This window comes from Arsenophonus endosymbiont of Bemisia tabaci Q2, from assembly GCF_902713415.1.
Lineage (GTDB): Bacteria > Pseudomonadota > Gammaproteobacteria > Enterobacterales > Enterobacteriaceae > Arsenophonus.
Genome location: NZ_CACTIE010000043.1, coordinates 1 through 17,271, shown reverse-complemented (window position 1 = coordinate 17,271; position 17,271 = coordinate 1). Strand labels below are relative to the sequence as shown.

The 17,271-nt window shown below is 37.2% G+C and carries 14 protein-coding genes and 7 pseudogenes; 14 read left to right on the top strand and 7 right to left on the bottom strand.

The genetic code is table 11. The annotated features are described in order from the left end of the window. Nucleotides 1-118: 118 nt before the first annotated feature. Together ARSQ2_RS02810 and ARSQ2_RS02805 are read right to left on the bottom strand one after the other, a co-directional pair. Nucleotides 119-1,411 (bottom strand): annotated as a pseudogene (locus ARSQ2_RS02810) (CNNM domain-containing protein). A 50-nt stretch (nucleotides 1,412-1,461) separates the two neighbouring features. Beyond that, nucleotides 1,462-2,250 (bottom strand): cytochrome C assembly family protein, encoded by a 789-nt coding sequence (locus ARSQ2_RS02805; RefSeq protein WP_181994285.1) that lies wholly within the window; start codon nucleotides 2,248-2,250, stop codon nucleotides 1,462-1,464. A 174-nt stretch (nucleotides 2,251-2,424) separates the two neighbouring features. Here ARSQ2_RS02805 and ffh point away from each other — a divergent pair, with 174 nt between their 5' ends. From ffh to tyrA, 7 genes and pseudogenes are all read left to right on the top strand, one after another. Continuing rightward, complete coding sequence (ffh, locus tag ARSQ2_RS02800; RefSeq protein WP_181994284.1) at nucleotides 2,425-3,786, top strand: signal recognition particle protein; 1,362 nt, start codon at nucleotides 2,425-2,427, stop codon at nucleotides 3,784-3,786. Nucleotides 3,787-3,924: 138 nt separating this feature from the next. Next, nucleotides 3,925-4,173 carry a 30S ribosomal protein S16 gene (gene rpsP, locus ARSQ2_RS02795; RefSeq protein ID WP_181994288.1) on the top strand — a complete coding sequence of 83 codons (249 nt, stop codon included), beginning with the start codon at nucleotides 3,925-3,927 and terminating at the stop codon, nucleotides 4,171-4,173. 15 nt (nucleotides 4,174-4,188) lie between these two features. Further along, nucleotides 4,189-4,737, top strand: a complete 549-nt coding sequence (gene rimM, locus ARSQ2_RS02790) for a ribosome maturation factor RimM (protein ID WP_181994283.1) — start codon at nucleotides 4,189-4,191, stop codon at nucleotides 4,735-4,737. Nucleotides 4,738-4,771: 34 nt separating this feature from the next. After that, a complete protein-coding gene (gene trmD, locus ARSQ2_RS02785; RefSeq protein WP_181994287.1) occupies nucleotides 4,772-5,527 on the top strand; it encodes a tRNA (guanosine(37)-N1)-methyltransferase TrmD in 756 nt (251 codons plus the stop codon). Between the two features lie 56 nt (nucleotides 5,528-5,583). After that, nucleotides 5,584-5,937, top strand: a complete 354-nt coding sequence (gene rplS / locus ARSQ2_RS02780; protein WP_181994282.1) for a 50S ribosomal protein L19 — start codon at nucleotides 5,584-5,586, stop codon at nucleotides 5,935-5,937. Between the two features lie 378 nt (nucleotides 5,938-6,315). Next, nucleotides 6,316-7,374 carry a 3-deoxy-7-phosphoheptulonate synthase gene (locus ARSQ2_RS02775; protein WP_181994286.1) on the top strand — a complete coding sequence of 353 codons (1,059 nt, stop codon included), beginning with the start codon at nucleotides 6,316-6,318 and terminating at the stop codon, nucleotides 7,372-7,374. 14 nt (nucleotides 7,375-7,388) lie between these two features. Beyond that, a pseudogene (tyrA, locus tag ARSQ2_RS02770) lies at nucleotides 7,389-8,512 on the top strand (bifunctional chorismate mutase/prephenate dehydrogenase). Between the two features lie 140 nt (nucleotides 8,513-8,652). On the opposite strand, the pseudogene pheA reads toward tyrA, so the two are convergent. After that, nucleotides 8,653-8,961, bottom strand: a pseudogene (gene pheA / locus ARSQ2_RS02765) (bifunctional chorismate mutase/prephenate dehydratase); the annotation flags it as partial. Between the two features lie 90 nt (nucleotides 8,962-9,051). On the opposite strand from pheA, the gene ARSQ2_RS02760 reads away from it, so the two are divergent. Together ARSQ2_RS02760 and ARSQ2_RS11855 are read left to right on the top strand one after the other, a co-directional pair. Further along, nucleotides 9,052-9,357: an IS630 transposase-related protein gene (locus tag ARSQ2_RS02760; RefSeq protein ID WP_181994281.1), complete on the top strand. Its 306-nt coding sequence runs from the start codon at nucleotides 9,052-9,054 to the stop codon at nucleotides 9,355-9,357. After that, nucleotides 9,284-9,892, top strand: a complete 609-nt coding sequence (locus ARSQ2_RS11855; protein ID WP_202880367.1) for an IS630 family transposase — start codon at nucleotides 9,284-9,286, stop codon at nucleotides 9,890-9,892. Before ARSQ2_RS02760 ends, ARSQ2_RS11855 begins: the two co-directional genes overlap by 74 nt. Here the strand turns inward: ARSQ2_RS11855 and ARSQ2_RS02750 are convergent. The 4 genes and pseudogenes from ARSQ2_RS02750 to bamD all read right to left on the bottom strand — a co-directional run. Continuing rightward, a pseudogene (locus ARSQ2_RS02750) lies at nucleotides 9,838-10,234 on the bottom strand (prephenate dehydratase domain-containing protein); the annotation flags it as partial. The gene ARSQ2_RS11855 and the pseudogene ARSQ2_RS02750 overlap by 55 nt on opposite strands. Nucleotides 10,235-10,339: 105 nt before the next feature. Beyond that, nucleotides 10,340-10,755: pseudogene (locus ARSQ2_RS14560) on the bottom strand (chorismate mutase); the annotation flags it as partial. 306 nt (nucleotides 10,756-11,061) lie between these two features. Beyond that, nucleotides 11,062-11,392, bottom strand: a pseudogene (hpf, locus tag ARSQ2_RS02740) (ribosome hibernation-promoting factor, HPF/YfiA family). A gap of 304 nt (nucleotides 11,393-11,696) precedes the next feature. After that, complete coding sequence (bamD, locus tag ARSQ2_RS02735; protein ID WP_420837724.1) at nucleotides 11,697-12,428, bottom strand: outer membrane protein assembly factor BamD; 732 nt, start codon at nucleotides 12,426-12,428, stop codon at nucleotides 11,697-11,699. Between the two features lie 134 nt (nucleotides 12,429-12,562). On the opposite strand from bamD, the gene rluD reads away from it, so the two are divergent. From rluD to clpB, 5 genes and pseudogenes are all read left to right on the top strand, one after another. Further along, nucleotides 12,563-13,540 (top strand): 23S rRNA pseudouridine(1911/1915/1917) synthase RluD, encoded by a 978-nt coding sequence (gene rluD / locus ARSQ2_RS02730; protein ID WP_181994279.1) that lies wholly within the window; start codon nucleotides 12,563-12,565, stop codon nucleotides 13,538-13,540. A 45-nt stretch (nucleotides 13,541-13,585) separates the two neighbouring features. Further along, nucleotides 13,586-13,813 carry a laccase domain-containing protein gene (locus ARSQ2_RS12330; RefSeq protein ID WP_238334269.1) on the top strand — a complete coding sequence of 76 codons (228 nt, stop codon included), beginning with the start codon at nucleotides 13,586-13,588 and terminating at the stop codon, nucleotides 13,811-13,813. Next, on the top strand, nucleotides 13,813-13,926 hold the full coding sequence (locus ARSQ2_RS14555) for a laccase domain-containing protein (protein WP_238334268.1): 114 nt from the start codon (nucleotides 13,813-13,815) through the stop codon (nucleotides 13,924-13,926). Before ARSQ2_RS12330 ends, ARSQ2_RS14555 begins: the two co-directional genes overlap by 1 nt. Then, nucleotides 13,896-14,312: pseudogene (locus ARSQ2_RS12320) on the top strand (laccase domain-containing protein). The gene ARSQ2_RS14555 and the pseudogene ARSQ2_RS12320 overlap by 31 nt, the downstream one beginning before the upstream one ends. A 162-nt stretch (nucleotides 14,313-14,474) precedes the next feature. Continuing rightward, nucleotides 14,475-17,048 (top strand): ATP-dependent chaperone ClpB, encoded by a 2,574-nt coding sequence (gene clpB, locus ARSQ2_RS02715; RefSeq protein ID WP_181994278.1) that lies wholly within the window; start codon nucleotides 14,475-14,477, stop codon nucleotides 17,046-17,048. The last annotated feature ends 223 nt before the right edge of the window (nucleotides 17,049-17,271 follow it).

Sequence of the window (17,271 nt, the reverse complement as noted above, 5' to 3'; positions counted from 1 at the left end):
CATATAAATAATGTCATCAAAATTAAGTCGCTTAGCTATAACGAACTAATGTTATCGAAAGAAAAGTTAACGCAATTATCATCATAAAATAGCCTATAAAAAGCGGCTAAAATGATAGCTAGGATGGTTTTTGTTTTATCTTAAAGGGCAGGTCAATCGGCATTGCTCTAACTTGTTTAATCACGTTGCCATTGATAGCTAATACTATAAAACGGTACTTACCTATTAAGATTTCAGTATTTAGCATTGGAATGTCATCTAGCTCTTCTAATAACAGACCATTGATAGTCCTGGCGCCGTCAACCGGTAAATGCCAATCAAAAGCTTTATTGATTTCTCGTATATTAGCAGTACCATCAATTAATGCAGAACCATCGATTTGTGGTAAAGCTTCCTCGGCTAAACTGGGAGACATTGAGGTACTAAAATTTCCAACAATCTCTTCAAGAATATCTTCTACTGTTACCAGCCTTTGAATATCAGCATATTCATCAACAATAACAACTACTTTTTCATTATTACGTTGAAATTTTATTAGCTATGTATTTAATGGCGCTCTCTCTGGAATAAAATAAATTTTATCCGCAGCTCTGATTAAATTTTGCTTATTAAATTCTTTCTTTTCGACCATTAGTCGATAGGCTTCACGAACACGTAGTATGCCGATAATATCATCAAGGGTATCTCGGTAAAGAACAATTCGACCGTGTGGTGAATGAGTTAGTTGGCGGATAATCAATTTCCATTCAGTATTAACGTGAATCCCAACGATTTCATTGCGAGGAACCATAATGTCGCCTACAGTGACTTTTTCTAAATCTAAGATTGAGATCAACATATCCTGATTACGACGAGAAAGTTTACTTTTGGATTCATTAACAATCGTACCCAATTGATCTTTGCTAATCGCATCGCTACTAATAATGGGTGATTTAATACCAAAGAAACGCATGAACATAAGGGTGATGGTGTTAAATAACCAAACAATGGGTAACATCAATTTCTGTAGCGGTTTAAGCAGAAGACTGCTAGGAAAAGCCACTTTTTCTGGATAGAGTGCCGCCATTGTCTTTGGTAGCACTTCAGCAAAAACTAGGATCACAAAAGTCAAGATACCAGTAGCGATGGCCACACCAACATGACCATAAAGTCTGATACCAACAATAGTTGCTAATGATGAGGCCAATATATTAATCAGATTATTACCAATCAAAATAAGACTGATTAGGCGATCTGGTTGTTTTAATAGTGATTCAACGCGACGAGCAGCTTGGTGGCTATGTTTGGCTAAATGGCGTAATCGATATCGATTAAGGGTTATCATTCCTGTTTCTGAGGCAGAAAAATAGGCTGATAAGATAACCATGACAATAAGTATGATGATTAAAGTACTTGTTGAGATCTGCTCCAAGGTAAAATTCCTATGTTGTTCATTAGTTAATCATAAAATAGTCTAAAAAATTAAATGACGATTACATGCTGTAGTAATCGATGACCAAAAAAAGCCAATATTAAAATAAATGCGCCAATCAGATTAAAAAGAATCACCCTTCTACCGCGCCATCCGTGATGAAAGTGACCCCATAACAAAATAATGTAAATAACCCAAGCACAAATAGATAAAATAGCTTTATGCATGTTTTTTTTATTAAAAACATTATCCATAAACATCATTCCTGTCCCGAGGGTGAGTGTCAGTAAAATGACCCCAACCTGTATAATGTGGAACATTTTACGTTCAATAACCATTAATGGTGGCATATCAGGTGTAAATATTAATTTTTTATTTTTTAATTGATAGTCTAATAAAGCTAACTGTAGGGCATATAAAGCGGCAATTATCAGGGTTGCATAGCCTAATAATGCTAGCCCGATATGAATAAAAGTTGCCACACTTGTTTCTAAGTGGGTAATAAACTCACCGGGCATAATGGTTGCTAATAGTAAGTTGATAATAGACAAACTATAAACGATTGGTAGCAAGAACCAGCCGCGCCCCTTAAAGGCAACAATGGTCATAATGATACTAATTAACAAACTGACGATAGAGCCTAAGTTTAATAAAGTTAAATTCTGACCTCCGCTAACAAAGATCAATGTTTTTAATGCGATACCATGACTTACCAGAGCAATAACCGCTAATATGAGTGTTAGCCTGGCATAAAGTTTTTGTTTACCAGCTAAAGCTGGCATGATGAGTATCACACTCAAAAAATAGGTACTAATGGCGATAATAGCGAATACTGGCATAATATTTTATTTGTTAGCTAATTTATTAAATGTGAGTTAGTATAGCGTTTGCCAGCATTGCCTCCAACAGTTGTTCACTATTCTTATGCAACTCGATGCAGAGATTGAATTATCATCGTGTTATAATAAAAATTAACTGACAGCAGATCCCTTTAACAGAGTTGAGTTAAGCACATGTTTGATAATTTAACTGACAGACTTTCGCGTACATTGCGAAATATTAGTGGGCGTGGAAGATTGACTGATGACAATATTAAAGAAACATTACGTGAAGTTCGCATGGCGTTATTAGAAGCTGATGTTGCTTTCCCAGTCGTACGCGAATTTATTCAATCGGTAAAAGAAAGTGCAGTAGGTCAAGATGTCAATAAAAGCCTAACACCGGGCCAAGAATTCGTTAAAATTGTGCAAAATGAGCTCATTAAAGCGATGGGCGAGGAGAACAGTGCTTTAAATTTAGCTGTACAACCTCCCGCTGTTATTCTTATGGCCGGCTTGCAAGGTGCGGGTAAAACCACGACCGTGGCTAAATTAGGCAAATTATTAAAAGAAAAACAGAAGAAAAAAGTTTTAGTGGTTTCTACTGATATTTATCGTCCTGCGGCTATTAAGCAATTAGAAACACTTACTCAAACAGTCGGGATTGATTTTTTTCCATCAACTGCCAGCGAGAAACCCGTTGAGATTGCGACTAATGCGCTACAACATGCAAAATTAAAATTTTATGATGTGCTAATCATGGATACTGCTGGTCGTCTGCATGTTGATGAAGCCATGATGGAAGAAATTCAAGCAATCCATCGCACTATTAATCCAATTGAAACCCTATTTATCGTTGATGCGATGACCGGGCAAGATGCCCATAACACTGCTAAGTTTTTTAATGAAACGTTGCCATTAACCGGTATTATATTAACGAAAATTGATGGTGATACTCGTGGTGGTGCCGCATTATCAATCCACCATATTACAGGTAAACCGATTAAATTTTTGGGTATAGGCGAGAAAATTGATGGCTTAGAGCCTTTTTATCCTGACAGGATTGCCTCACGTATCCTTGGTATGGGAGATGTCTTATCACTGATTGAAGAGATAGAAAGCAAAGTTGACCGTGAAAAGGCGGAGAAGCTTGCTCATAAACTTAAAAAAGGGAATAGTTTTGATTTAAATGATTTTCTTGAGCAGCTTAAAGAGATGCGAAATATGGGTGGTATGGCGAGTATGTTAAGTAAAATGCCAGGCATATCCCAAGTTCCTGATGTGGTTAAGTCACAAATGGATGATAAAGTGTTGGTTAGAATGGAAGCGATTATTAGCTCGATGACCACTAAAGAACGACAAAAACCAGAGATTATTAAGGGATCACGCAAGCGGCGTATTGCAGGTGGTTCTGGCATACAGGTACAGGATGTTAACCGACTACTTAAACAGTTTCATGATATGCAGCGCATGATGAAGAAAATGAAAAAAGGCGGGTTAGCTAAGATGATGCGTGGGATGAAAGGTATGATGCCACCGGGTTTCCCTGGTGGTTAACAACCAAGCATTAAATAAAAAATTCGTACTTTTGATTGCTTTTGATATTAAAAAGAGTACAATATTAGGGCTTTTTATATACAACCAGACTCTATTCCTCGATAGAGTCTGGTTGTTTTGTTAACTAATGAGGATGTTATGGTAACAATTCGTTTAGCTCGTGGTGGCGCAAAGAAGCGTCCGTTTTATCAAATCGTTGTCACAGATAGCGGTAATGCACGTGATGGTCGCTTTATTGAGCGTATAGGCTTTTTTAACCCTATAGCATCAGGTAACGCAGAAGAGTTGTGTCTAGATTTAGATCGTGTTGAACATTGGGTTGGTTTGGGTGCATCAGTTTCTGATCGTGTTTCGACACTTATCAAAAAAGCAAAAAAAGCAGCTTAATTTACTACGGTGGTGGTGAGCAAAGAGGTTTGCCTTAAGATACCTTTTAATCCTATTGTGTTAGGAAAATTAGGCTCTGCGCATGGCATTCGTGGTTCGCTCAGAGTTTTTTCATCCACCGAATATACCGAAGATATTTTTGAGTATCAGCCTTGGTTTATTAAACGTTCAGGTCAGTGGCAACAACTGGAATTAGAAGGTTGGAAACATCATAACCAAGATATTATCATCAAAATAAAGCATATTGATGATAGAAGTGCTGCTAATTCAATGGCTAATTGCCAAATTATCGTCGATTCAGCACAACTACCTATACTTGAAGGTAATGAGTATTATTGGAAGGATCTGATTGGTTGCCAGGTCATAACTACTAAAGGTTATAGTTTGGGCTATGTTCAGGATTTAATGGAAACAGGCTCAAATGATGTACTGGTAATCAAGGCAAATCTGAAAGATGCATTCGGTATTAAAGAACGGCTAATACCGTTTCTTGATGAACAAGTGATCAAAAACGTTGATCTTACTACTAAGACAATTGAAGTAGATTGGGATCCTGGATTTTAAACGCCGATTAAAGGTTTTATGAGTGGAACGCAAAATATGGATTGGGATTATTAGCCTCTTTCCAGAAATGTTTCGCGCAATAACCGAGTATGGCGTGATAGGTCGTGCAGTAAAAAATGGCCTATTGAATATACAGTGTTGGGATCCGCGAGATTATACTCACGACAGGCACCGCACTGTAGATGATCGCCCTTATGGCGGTGGTCCAGGTATGCTGATGATGGTACAACCTCTTAAAGATGCCATTCATGCAGCAAAATCTGAGATCGGTGAAAATGCTAAAGTAATTTATCTTTCACCACAGGGACGCAAACTTAATCAGCAAAGTGTTTGCGAATTGACGGCAAATAAAAAGCTTATTTTGGTTTGTGGTCGATATGAAGGTATTGATGAACGGATCATTGAAACTGAAATTGATGAAGAATGGTCAATTGGTGATTATGTTCTTAGCGGAGGAGAATTACCAGCAATGGTAATGATCGATTCAATTTCCCGGTTTATTCCTGGTGTATTAGGCGATCATGCATCAGCGGAAGAAGATTCTTTTATGACTGGGTTACTTGATTGTCCTCACTATACCCGTCCTGAGGTGTTAGAAGGTATGGAAGTTCCGAGTATCTTATTGTCGGGCAACCATGCTGCAATAGAGCGTTGGAGAAGAAAACAGTCACTAGGCCGAACTTGGCTTAAAAAACCTGAACTTCTAACAAGCCTAGCTCTGACTGACGAGCAGAGAATGTTGTTGGCAGAATTCCAACAGGAATATGAAGAACAGCAACGTATTAATTGAGAGATTGTATCACACTGTCTTGTATATATCAGTTTACCTAGGGTAAGAGAGTAATTATGAGCAACATTATTAAACAGCTTGAAGAAGCGCAAATGAAGCAAAATATCCCTTCATTCCGTCCAGGAGATACCGTAGAAGTTAAGGTATGGGTGGTTGAAGGTTCTAAAAGACGTTTGCAGGCATTCGAGGGCGTGGTTATCGCTATTCGTAACCGCGGTTTGCATTCGGCATTTACTGTTCGTAAAATTTCTAACGGTGAGGGTGTTGAGCGTGTATTCCAGACACATTCACCAGTTATCGACAGTATCACAGTTAAACGTTGTGGTGCTGTTCGCAGAGCTAAATTGTACTACCTGCGAGAGCGTTCTGGTAAAGCAGCTCGTATTAAAGAGCGCTTGAACACTAAATAATTCGCTTTTCGCTTCATCCTAAAAATCTTAAAGGCTCGCGATTTTTGCGAGCTTTTTTATTAGCTATTTTCAGCTTATTGCATTATTCGTTATTATTTTTATTAAATCTTTTGTGTAATTTTTTATAAACGGGAAAATATTTTTCTTTATTTGAGGCGTAAATTTTTTTATTTTTATTATATTATGTATTTTTTGTTATGTTTTTATTTTATCAGTAAAGTAAATGTTACTATGTGTCGTCGCCATTGAATTTTATTATTTACAGTTCGTGTTATGGTATAGCTGAATTTCAAATCGGTGTAATGCAATGTAGAAAAAAGTTAAACAGGTAAAAATAATGATCATCCAAAAAGATGAGCTTAACTTAATAATGTTAATATTTCTGATGAACAAATTTTAATTAGACCGAAAGAGCTTAAAAAATATTATCCATTGGATCATAATAACCAGCAAATAATTAGCCAATCTCGCCGAATTATTGCTCATATTATTCAGCATCGTGATTCACGGTTGTTAGTCATTTGTGACCCCTGTTCTATCCATGATGTAGATGTAGCGCTGGAATATGCTCATCGCTTAAAGCAGTTAACAATCGAACTGAGTGATAATTTATATATTGTCATGCGGGTTTATTTTGAAAAACCACCCACCATTAGGGGCTGGAAAGGTCTGATTAACGATCCGATGATGGATGGTTTTTTTGATATGGAAAAAGGACTACACATCCCACGTAAACTACTATTATCGCTTGTCGATATGGGATTGCCATTAGCGACAGAAGCACTTGATCCAAATAGCCCACAATATTTAGATGATTTATTTAGTTTGTCCGCTATAGGTGCTAGAACAACTCAATCGCAAACACATCGTGAAATGGCTTCAGGACTCTCCATGCCGGTTGGTTTTAAAAATGGTACTGATGGTAATTTAGTTACAGCAATTAATCCAATGAAAGCTGCTGCAATGCCACATCGGTTTATGGGTATCAATCAATCAGGTCAGGTTTGTTTATTACAAACGCAAGGTAACCCTGATGGTCTTATCATTTTAAGAGGAGGAGAAAAGCCAAATTACAGTGCACAAGATACTGCAAATTGTGAAATGCAGATGCGCAATGCTAATTTATCACCCTCTTTAATGATTGATTGTAGCCATGGTAATTCCCAAAAAGATTTTCACCGTCAACCACAGGTTGTTGAATCTATTATTGAACAAATTACAAATGGTAATCGGTCAATTACCGGTATGATCCTGAAAAGCCATATTAATGAAGGAAATCAATCTTCAGAGCAATTACGTTCTAAAATGAAATATGGTGTTTCTGTCACGGATGCTTGTATTAGTTGGGAAACAACAGAGGCAGTATTAAGAAAATTACATACTAAAATTCGTTCAGTACTTAAAGAGCGTATTAAGACCCTAGAAAAAGCAAGTTAATTCAAGGTAAATTGATGTCAGCAGAATTATTACAATTACGTCAACAAATTGATGAAATCGATAAATCATTACTAGCTTTATTAGCAAAAAGAATGCAATTAGTGATGGCAGTTGGTAAGGTAAAAAGCCAACAAGGGTTACCTATCTATGTGCCAGAGCGTGAGGTTTCAATGTTGGAGGGACGTCGCAAACAAGCGGAAAAAATAGGTATTGCTCCTGATCTGATTGAAGATATCTTACGCCGCATTATGAGAGAATCTTATCTACATGAAAATAATCAAGGATTTAAAAAATTAAATGCTGATCTAGGGCCGATTATCATCGTAGGCGGCCAAGGTCCGGATGGGAAAATTATTTAGTCGCTTATTTAGACTCTCGGGCTATGAAGTTTATAGTTTGAGCGAACAAGATTGGGATAGACCTAATGAATTATTGGCTAATGCGGCGGTAGTAATGATTAGTGTTCCCATTCACGCAACGCTATAAGTTATCCATAAATTGCCAAAATTGTCTGAAGATACATTATTGATCGATATATCTGCTATTAAGCAGCAACCGCTTGAAGCTATGTTATCAGTGCATAATGGGCCTGTTGTTGGTTTACATCCCATGTTTGGCTCAGATGTAAATAGTATTGCTAATACAGGTTATTATTTATTGTGAAGGTAGAAATCCACAAGCATACCAATGGTTATTAGAACAATTGACTGTTTGGGGAGCCAGATTACATAAAATTAATGCTGTAGAGCATGATAAGTGTATGGGATTTATCCAGGCGCTTCGTAATTTTACTACTTTTTCTTATGGACGATATTTATCAGAACAAAAAGTCGATCTGAAACAATTGTTAACCCTTTCATCGCCTATTTATAGATTAGAGTTAGCAATGGTTGGACGTCTGTTTGCTCAGGATCCACAGCTTTATGCAGATATTATTATGGCATCCGATCAAGACATTGATTTAATTGCTAAATATTACCAAAGTTTTGGTCATTCTGTTGGATTGCTTAAAGAGAAAGATAAGGAAGAGTTTATTTCTCAATTTGAGAGAATTAGCCAATGGTTTGGTCAAGATGCTAAACGGTTCATGCAAGAAAGTAATACATTATTACAAAAAGCTAATGATATCAGCCGTTAATTTACTGTTATTAATACTTTTTAAAAACCGGTTGTATAACCGGTTTTTTAGTTATAGCTAAGCGTCTTAATTTTGATTACAAAATATATGTTTTTCTCCAATATAAATTTACTGATATAGAGTAATTACTTGTAATCATTTTAAAGTCGCCCAGCTATAGCAACACCGACAGATGCTAAATTATCAGCTGGATAGCAGCCTAAAATTTTTATTGAACGTGTCATTGCAGTTAACTTTTCTAAAGCATATTGCATATCTAAAGAGCGTAAGTTTGCCTGTACATCAATGTAAAACATTTCTTCCCATGGTTTGTTATCGATAGAGCGAGATTCTAATTTACTCATAATAATATTATGTTCTTTCAATACTAATAACGCATCGACTAAAGCACCGGCATGTTGGCTGGTCGCGATCAATAGTGTAGTTTTAGCGGAAATTTGCTCTGATATAGCTAAGCGACTTAATTTTGATGACATTATTTATATGAGCTATTCAATTGATTTCAGAAGTAAAGTGATATTTACGATGGAAGAAAAGGGTTGAGTATCCGAGAAACAGCGAAGCAATTTCGGATTGGCTCTGCATCTGTATCGCGTTGGATTAATCAAATACAGCCAAAAGCATCGACTACACGTCAGCGAAAAATCGATAAATACGAGCTGATAAAAGATGTTGAACAATATCCAGATGCTTACCAAAAAGAGCGTGCAGAGCGTTTTGGCGTTTGTCAGAAGGCCATTTGGCAAGCTCTTAAAAAAATGGGATTAACCTATAAAAAACTCTACGTCATCCGAAAGCCGACGAAAACACTCGACAAACGTTTCAACAAAAAAACAACAGTATGAAAAAGAAGGCAAGCATATTGTTTTTATTGATGAAAGTGGTTTTTTACACGATACCCCGCGGACTCACGGCTATTCCCCGAAAGGTCAACGGTGTGTTGGTCTCAAGAACTGGGGAGCTAAAGGAAGAACAAATGTTATCGGCGCTTTATTGGGCACAACGCTGTTTGCTATCGGATTATTTGATATCAATATTAACAGCGATGTTTTCTATGCATGGGTCACCCAAGTCCTTATCCCAGTACTTCCTAAAAACAGTGTAATCATGATGAATAATGCGACTTTTCACAAGAAACAGAGTATTCAACAAGTCATCATCGATGCGGGGCATATGCTGGAATATTTGCCTACCTATTCCCCAGATCTTAATCCAATTGAACATAAATGGGCACAAGATAAATGCAAAAAAAAGAGTGCTCGGATGCGACACAGATATTTTGTTCGCACTCAATATGGTGTAATCAAAATTAAGTCGCTTAGCTATACTTGTATTGCATCACGTGCGATAACAATAAAACGGGTCATATTATTCGATTGATTGGCTATATTATGTTCTAAAATGGTCAAGCCATACAACGCGCCGCCAATTTCACTACCCAATGCAGCCACTTTAGCTGAATTAATTTTAGCCACTTTTTGCATAGCACTGGAACTACTATGGCAATATTCAATTTTCCAATTAGGGTATTGATGTAGAAATTGATTACATTGTTGAAATGGTTGTGGATGCCTATATACCGTCTCAATACTTTCTAATGGTACTTTAGTTATTGCTAATGTAGTGATTAATAGGTAAACGCATTTCGCCTACGATTGAAAGTGGAGTGGTTTGCAGTAAATCATATACATCATCAATTGCACCTCAACTCGAATTTTCTATATAGCTAAGCGTCTTAATTTTGATTACAAAATATATGTTTTTCTCCAATATAAATTTACTGATATAGAGTAATTACTTGTAATCATTTTAAAGTCGCCCAGCTATAGGTAAAATGCCGTAAGCAGCTTGCTTTATCTCGACTAAAGCAAAGATATCTTCGAATTTATCACAACTACATTCAATTGATTGGCTAAAATGGAGGGCTGAATATTGGCGTGCTGCAAGATGAGAATAGGATCCATTAGGGCCTAAAAAAGCAATTCGGCCAGAATTATTTGGTAGCGGATTTAAGTGTTGCTGAAAAACAGCCTGCTGCGTTAACACGAAATCTTTTGATTGATTGCTTGAAAAAACCGCGTGATATAAAAGCTATCTAGACCTTGTTTTTTCCCTTCAGCGATTAATCTATTTAGTAATTGCTGTTCATCGTTTACCTCATTAATAGGCTGATTTATTTTTAATTTAACGTCAGCGATATGAGTTGCTAAATGATGTCTTTCCACCAGTAAATTTAATAACAAACTATCAAGTTCATTTATTTTTTCTGCATATTTAATAGATTAGATTTATTATCCATAATGATTTTCTCTGGTTGTATTTTTTTATTTTTGGGCGATGAATGATAATAAAAATACGCCTTTCTGATAATTATCAAGAAGCCAACAAAAACTCAGTGAGTATAACGATTAAGCTTAATTATTAATCCTGTTTTCAATCAATATAAATTATGAAGCTTATTTTTATTTATGTTAGGCAAAACAAATAACATAATAAAAAACGCACTATTAAAAGTGCGCTTGGAGAAAGATTAAATGGCGAAATAGTTATTACAAGGCGGCAAGATCTATTTCTTTTTCGGCTGGATAAGCACGCCTGATCTCATTTTTATGTTGACGCTTATTAAGTTGTTTCTCAAGTTTAGTTATTAATTCATTTATTGCAATATAAAAATTACTATGTTTTGCGCTGGCAAATAATTTTCCATTAGGTAATGTGAATATTGGCGTCGACAATAAACTCTTGAGGCTCTTTTGACAGCACAATGTGAGGATTAATTAAAGAAACTTGCCATTTGCTAAGTTTATTCAAACGTTCTTCAATGTGGTGACGTATAGCAGGTGTAATTTCTATGCATTTGCTTGTTATATTAACTATCATATCGCTACCTCACTTGTCATTGAGTTATGGATATTTTCAGAATAGCAATAATTAATAGAAAAAAAGTGATCTTGATCGGTTTTATTTGGTCTCTAGTTAAAATAATAGTGAGATTGTGATGCATTATCAAAAAAATGCTTGCTACTTGCATAAGATACTGGTTTTTTGCATTATTACTTGATTGTGCTATTTTTATCGGTTTAAAAATTTAACATCTAGCTAAAACTCTTTTTACTATTAAAGTTAAAAACAGCAAAATAGCTTTGCTGTTTTTAATCAATAGCTTATAACAATTATTTCGCCTCTAGGGATGGTTAGCTGCGATTAATTCTGCAACCTTATTTTTTTCCTGTGTTAAACCTAACTTATTATAGGCTATTTCCATGTATTTTAATGCATTGCGTGTTGACTGGGTATCGGGATAATTTTTTAGCATCTGTTCAGTGCGATTAATAACAGCAACATAAGCACGACGTTTATTATAATATTTAATAATAGCCAGTTCATATTTTGCTAAACGCTCTTTTAAGAAGGCTAAACGTTTGCTAGCATCTGTTGCATACAGACTATTTGGATAAAAACGAACCAATTGGCTAAAGTCTCTAAAGGCTACAATTGCATGTTGAGGATCGCGATCTGAGCGATCAATACCAAAAAAATCTTGTAGAGCACTATCGTCTAACGCTTGTGCCGTAAGACCGCGCATATATAAAACATAGTCAATATTGGGATGTGTTGGATTCAGGCGAATAAATCGGTCAATGGTTGCTATCGCTAATGGCAGCTCCGCTGATTTATAGTAGGCATAAATCATATCCAATTTAGCCTGTTGGGCATAAGGGCCAAATGGATAACGATTATCAAGGGTTTCCAATAACTTAATTGCCCCTTTATAATTACCGTTTTGTAGTTTCTCTTGACTGCTGGTATAGATATCAGTGGGAGAGCTTTCTGGTACAGTATCCTTATTGCTGGAGCATCCGGTAACAAGTAAACTCAATGTGGCTGCTGCCAGCAGATATTTTATACTTCTAATCACGTGGTTATTTCCTCTGAATGTTTTTGGGGCGATCTCCATAAAGCCCCTAACGGGAATATGAGTTACAATAGCACATATTTTAATTAAAACGGCACTGCCGTCAAAATGTAAACTTTACTGTAGATAATTTTATGGCTCAACAATTACAACTCCAGGCGCAAATTCTAGAATCACAACTTGCCCAACGTTTAGACCAGGCATTAGCTGAATTATTTCCTGAGTATTCTCGCTCACGAATAAAAGAGTGGATTTTAGATAATAGAGTGCAAGTAAATGGCAAAATTATAAATAGGCCGAAAGAAAAAGTATTTGGTAGCGAACAAATTGCCATTGATGTACTTATTGAAGAAGATATGCGCTGGCAGCCACAAAATATTCCATTAAATATTGTTTATGAAGATGACGAAATAGTTGTCATTAATAAACCTGGTGATTTACTGGTTCATCCTGGTTCAGGGAATCCTGACGGAACGGTACTAAATGCGCTTTTATATCGTTATCCTGAGATTGTTAATGTTCCACGAGCGGGAATCGTTCATCGGCTTGATAAAGATACTACCGGGTTAATGGTTATTGCAAAAACGATTCCTGCCCAGACTCATCTGGTTGAAGCTTTACAGCTAAGAGAGATTACGCGTGAATATGAAGCGGTAGTAAATGGTCGCATGACTGCTGGTGGAACGGTAGATGAACCTATTGCTCGTCACCCAACTAAGCGAACACATATGGCCATTCACCCGCTGGGCAAACCCGCTATTACCCATTATCGAGTAATGGAGCATTTTCGCGCTCATACCAGGCTTAGATTAAGGTTAGAATCGGGTAGAACGCATCAAATTCGTGTTCACATGGCGCATATTAATCATCCTGTAGTTGGCGACCCGGTATATGGTGGCCGTCCACGCCCATTAAAAGGTGTTTCGGAAGAGTTTCGTCAAGTTATGAACAATTTCGATCGTCAGGCTCTCCATGCCACGATGTTACGTTTATATAACCCTTGTACAGGTATTGAAATGGAGTGGCACGCAGATATTCCTGCAGATATGGTTATACTAATTAATATACTCAAAGCAGATGCCATGATGCACAAAGATGAGATGGATTGGTAAATGGATAGCTTAATATATCCGGACTGACCGCAACCTAAAACAGTCATGGCTTGGAGTACAACCCGTATTGGGGGCGATAGTTTGCCACCTTATGACAGTTTCAATCTAGGGTTACATGTCGGAGATCAAACGAGATTAGTGGAGCAGAATCGTAGTAGCTTAATGAAAATTGCCCAACTACCAACGCAACCTTACTGGCTTAAAACGAAAAAAATGGTAATCGACAAGCGGATCCTGCATATAGTAGCGAGCGAGGGCAGGTATGTGTCGTAATGACGGCAGACTGTTTGCCTGTTTTACTCTGTAATCAACAAGGCACGGAAATTGCTGCCGTACATGCTGTGGCTGGCGCGGTTTGTGTGACGGGATCCTGGAAAAGGAAATAAAACAATTTAAATCACTGGGTTCCTCTATTATGGCCTGGTTGGGACCGGCAATTAGTGAGGAAAAATTTGAAGTAGGTAGTGAAGTCAGGGATGCTTTTATTCAACATGATGCAGAATTAGTGCAAGGTTTTAAAGCTTATGATAATGGTATAGCTGGGCGACTTTAAAATGATTACAAGTAATTACTCTATATCAGTAAATTTATATTGGAGAAAAACATATATTTTGTAATCAAAATTAAGTCGTTTAGCTATAAATATCTCGCTGATCTCTACTTGCTAGCGCGTTTGAAATTAAATGCAGTGGGTGTCAAAAATATTTATGGTGGAACCTATTCTACGGTTAGTGAGCCAACGCGTTTTTTTCCTATCGACGTGATGGCGTGACAGGACGAATGGCATCATTGATCTGGTTAAAATAAATCCTTAATCAGATTAATTATTATTTTTTATATGAATAGCTGATTTTTATCCTAAGTAACTTGAATAATATGAAATAAAACCTCATTTAATCTGCATAAATGATTGCAATTGTATTTTGGAGGTATTATGCGTTTGGATCGTCTTACTAACAAATTTCAACAAGCACTAGCTGATGCTCAATCTTTAGCAATTCGACAAGATAATCAATTTATTGAACCAGTACATTTACTGGTTGCCTTGTTAGATCAAGAAGGCGGTACATTACGTCCTTTATTGACATTGATAGGGGTTAATATCAGTCAGCTTAGTAATAAATTAAACCATATTCTCAATACCTTACCGCAAGTGCATGGCACTGCTGGTGATATTCAGCCATCAAACGATCTTATTCGGCACTTAAATTTGTGTGATAAGTTGGCGCAACAGCGAGGTGATACGTTTATATCCTCAGAGCTATTTCTTCTGGCAATTTTTGATGCCAAAACCTCTCTGGCAGATACACTTAAAACGATGGGAGCGAATAAAGAAAATATAGAAAAGGCCATAGAAAAAATGCGTGGTGGTGATAATGTTAATGACCAAGGTGCTGAAGAGCAGCCTCAAGGACCTAAAAAATACACAATTGATTTAACTGAAAGAGCTGAACAAGGCAAACTCGATCCTGTTATTGGACGTGATGAAGAGATCCGCCGAACGATACAAGTTCTCCAGCGCCGAACAAAAAACAATCCGGTTTTAATTGGTGAACCAGGGGTAGGTAAAACCGCTATTGTTGAAGGTCTTGCTCAAAGAATTGTTAATGGTGAAGTACCCGAAGGGCTGAAAAATAAACGCGTTCTCTCTTTAGATATGGGTGCTTTGCTGGCTGGCGCTAAATATCGGGGCGAATTTGAAGAACGCTTAAAGGCTGTCTTAAATGATCTGGCCAAACAAGAAGGAAGTGTGATTCTGTTTATCGATGAATTACATACTATGGTTGGCGCAGGTAAAGCTGAAGGAGCGATGGATGCTGGTAATATGTTAAAACCAGCACTAGCACGAGGAGAATTGCATTGCGTCGGTGCGACTACACTTGATGAATATCGTCAGTATATTGAAAAGGATGCGGCATTAGAGCGTCGTTTCCAGAAAGTTTATGTTGCTGAGCCTACCGTTGAGGACACCATTGCAATATTAAGGGGACTGAAAGAACGTTATGAGCTGCATCATCATGTACAAATAACTGACCCTGCCATTGTTGCGGCTGCCAGTTTATCAAATCGTTATATTTCTGATCGTATGCTTCCTGATAAAGCAATAGATTTAATTGATGAAGCTGGTTCTAGCCTACGGATGCAGATGGATTCTAAACCGGAAGCGCTTGATCGTTTAGAGCGTCGAGTTATTCAATTAAAACTTGAACAACAAGCACTAAAAAAGGAATCTGATGACGCCAGTAAAAAGCGGCTTAAAATGTTAGAGGAAGAACTAACGGAAAAAGAACGCGAATATTCAGAGCTAGAAGAAGAGTGGAAAGCGGAAAAAGCAGAGCTTACCGGTACACAGCATATAAAAGCGGAATTGGAAAACGCACGTATAAGTATGGAGCAGGCTCGGCGTAGCGGTGATTTAGCTAAAATGTCAGAATTGCAATATGGTAAAATTCCTGAATTAGAAAAACAACTTGAAGCTGCCACTAAGGTGGAAAGTCACACCATGAAGTTATTGCGCAATAAAGTAACTGATGCAGAGATTGCAGAAATATTAGCGCGCTGGACAGGCATTCCCGTTTCAAGAATGTTAGAAAGTGAACGTGAAAAATTACTCCATATGGAACAGGATCTGCATAAGCGAGTCATTGGTCAGAATGAAGCTGTTGATGCGGTATCTAATGCTATTCGGCGTAGTCGTGCTGGTTTATCAGATCCAAATCGGCCTATTGGGTCATTCTTATTTTTAGGTCCTACGGGTGTTGGTAAAACCGAGCTATGTAAGGCACTGGCAAATTTTTTATTTGATAGTGACGATGCAATGGTACGTATTGATATGTCCGAATTTATGGAAAAACATACAGTCTCCAGGCTAGTTGGTGCACCTCCAGGTTATGTAGGATATGAAGAAGGCGGTTATTTAACCGAAGCCATTCGACGTCGCCCTTATTCTGTTATTTTGCTTGATGAAATTGAAAAAGCACATCCTGATGTTTTCAATATTTTATTACAACTTCTGGATGATGGACGTTTGACCGATGGGCAAGGAAGAACGGTCGATTTTCGTAATACAGTTGTCATTATGACATCAAACCTAGGTTCGGATTTAATCCAAGAGCGTTTTGCTAGTTTGGGTTATGACGAAATGAAAGAGCTCCTCATGGAAGTTGTCAGCCGTAGTTTCCGACCCGAATTTATAAACCGTATTGATGAAGTAGTAGTATTCCATCCACTCGATAAAGAGCAAATTACAGAAATTGCGCAGATCCAACTATCGCGTTTATATAAGCGAATGGAAGAGCAAGGCTATAAAGTAAAAATCACGCCAGCAGCGCTAGAAAAATTAGGCGAAGCGGGGTTTGCTCCGGTATTTGGTGCACGCCCTTTGAAACGAGCTATCCAACAAGAGATAGAAAATCCATTGGCTGAACAGATGTTATCAGGCAAATTAGTGCCAGGCAAACAAGTCACTTTAGATATTAAAAAAAGTGTTATTGTTGCTAAGCAATAAATAAAATTAAATTATTAATCTTATTTGAAGAGGTAATATTTTCCTCTTCAATAGTATTATAAGAACTCAATCGCCTTGATTAAAGATCATTATTAGCAACTATAGCTGAGCGACTTAATTTTGATGACATTATTTATATGAGCTATTCAATTGATTTTAGACGTAAAGTGATATTTACGATAGAAGAAGGGTTGAGTATCCGAGAAACAGCGAAGCAATTTCG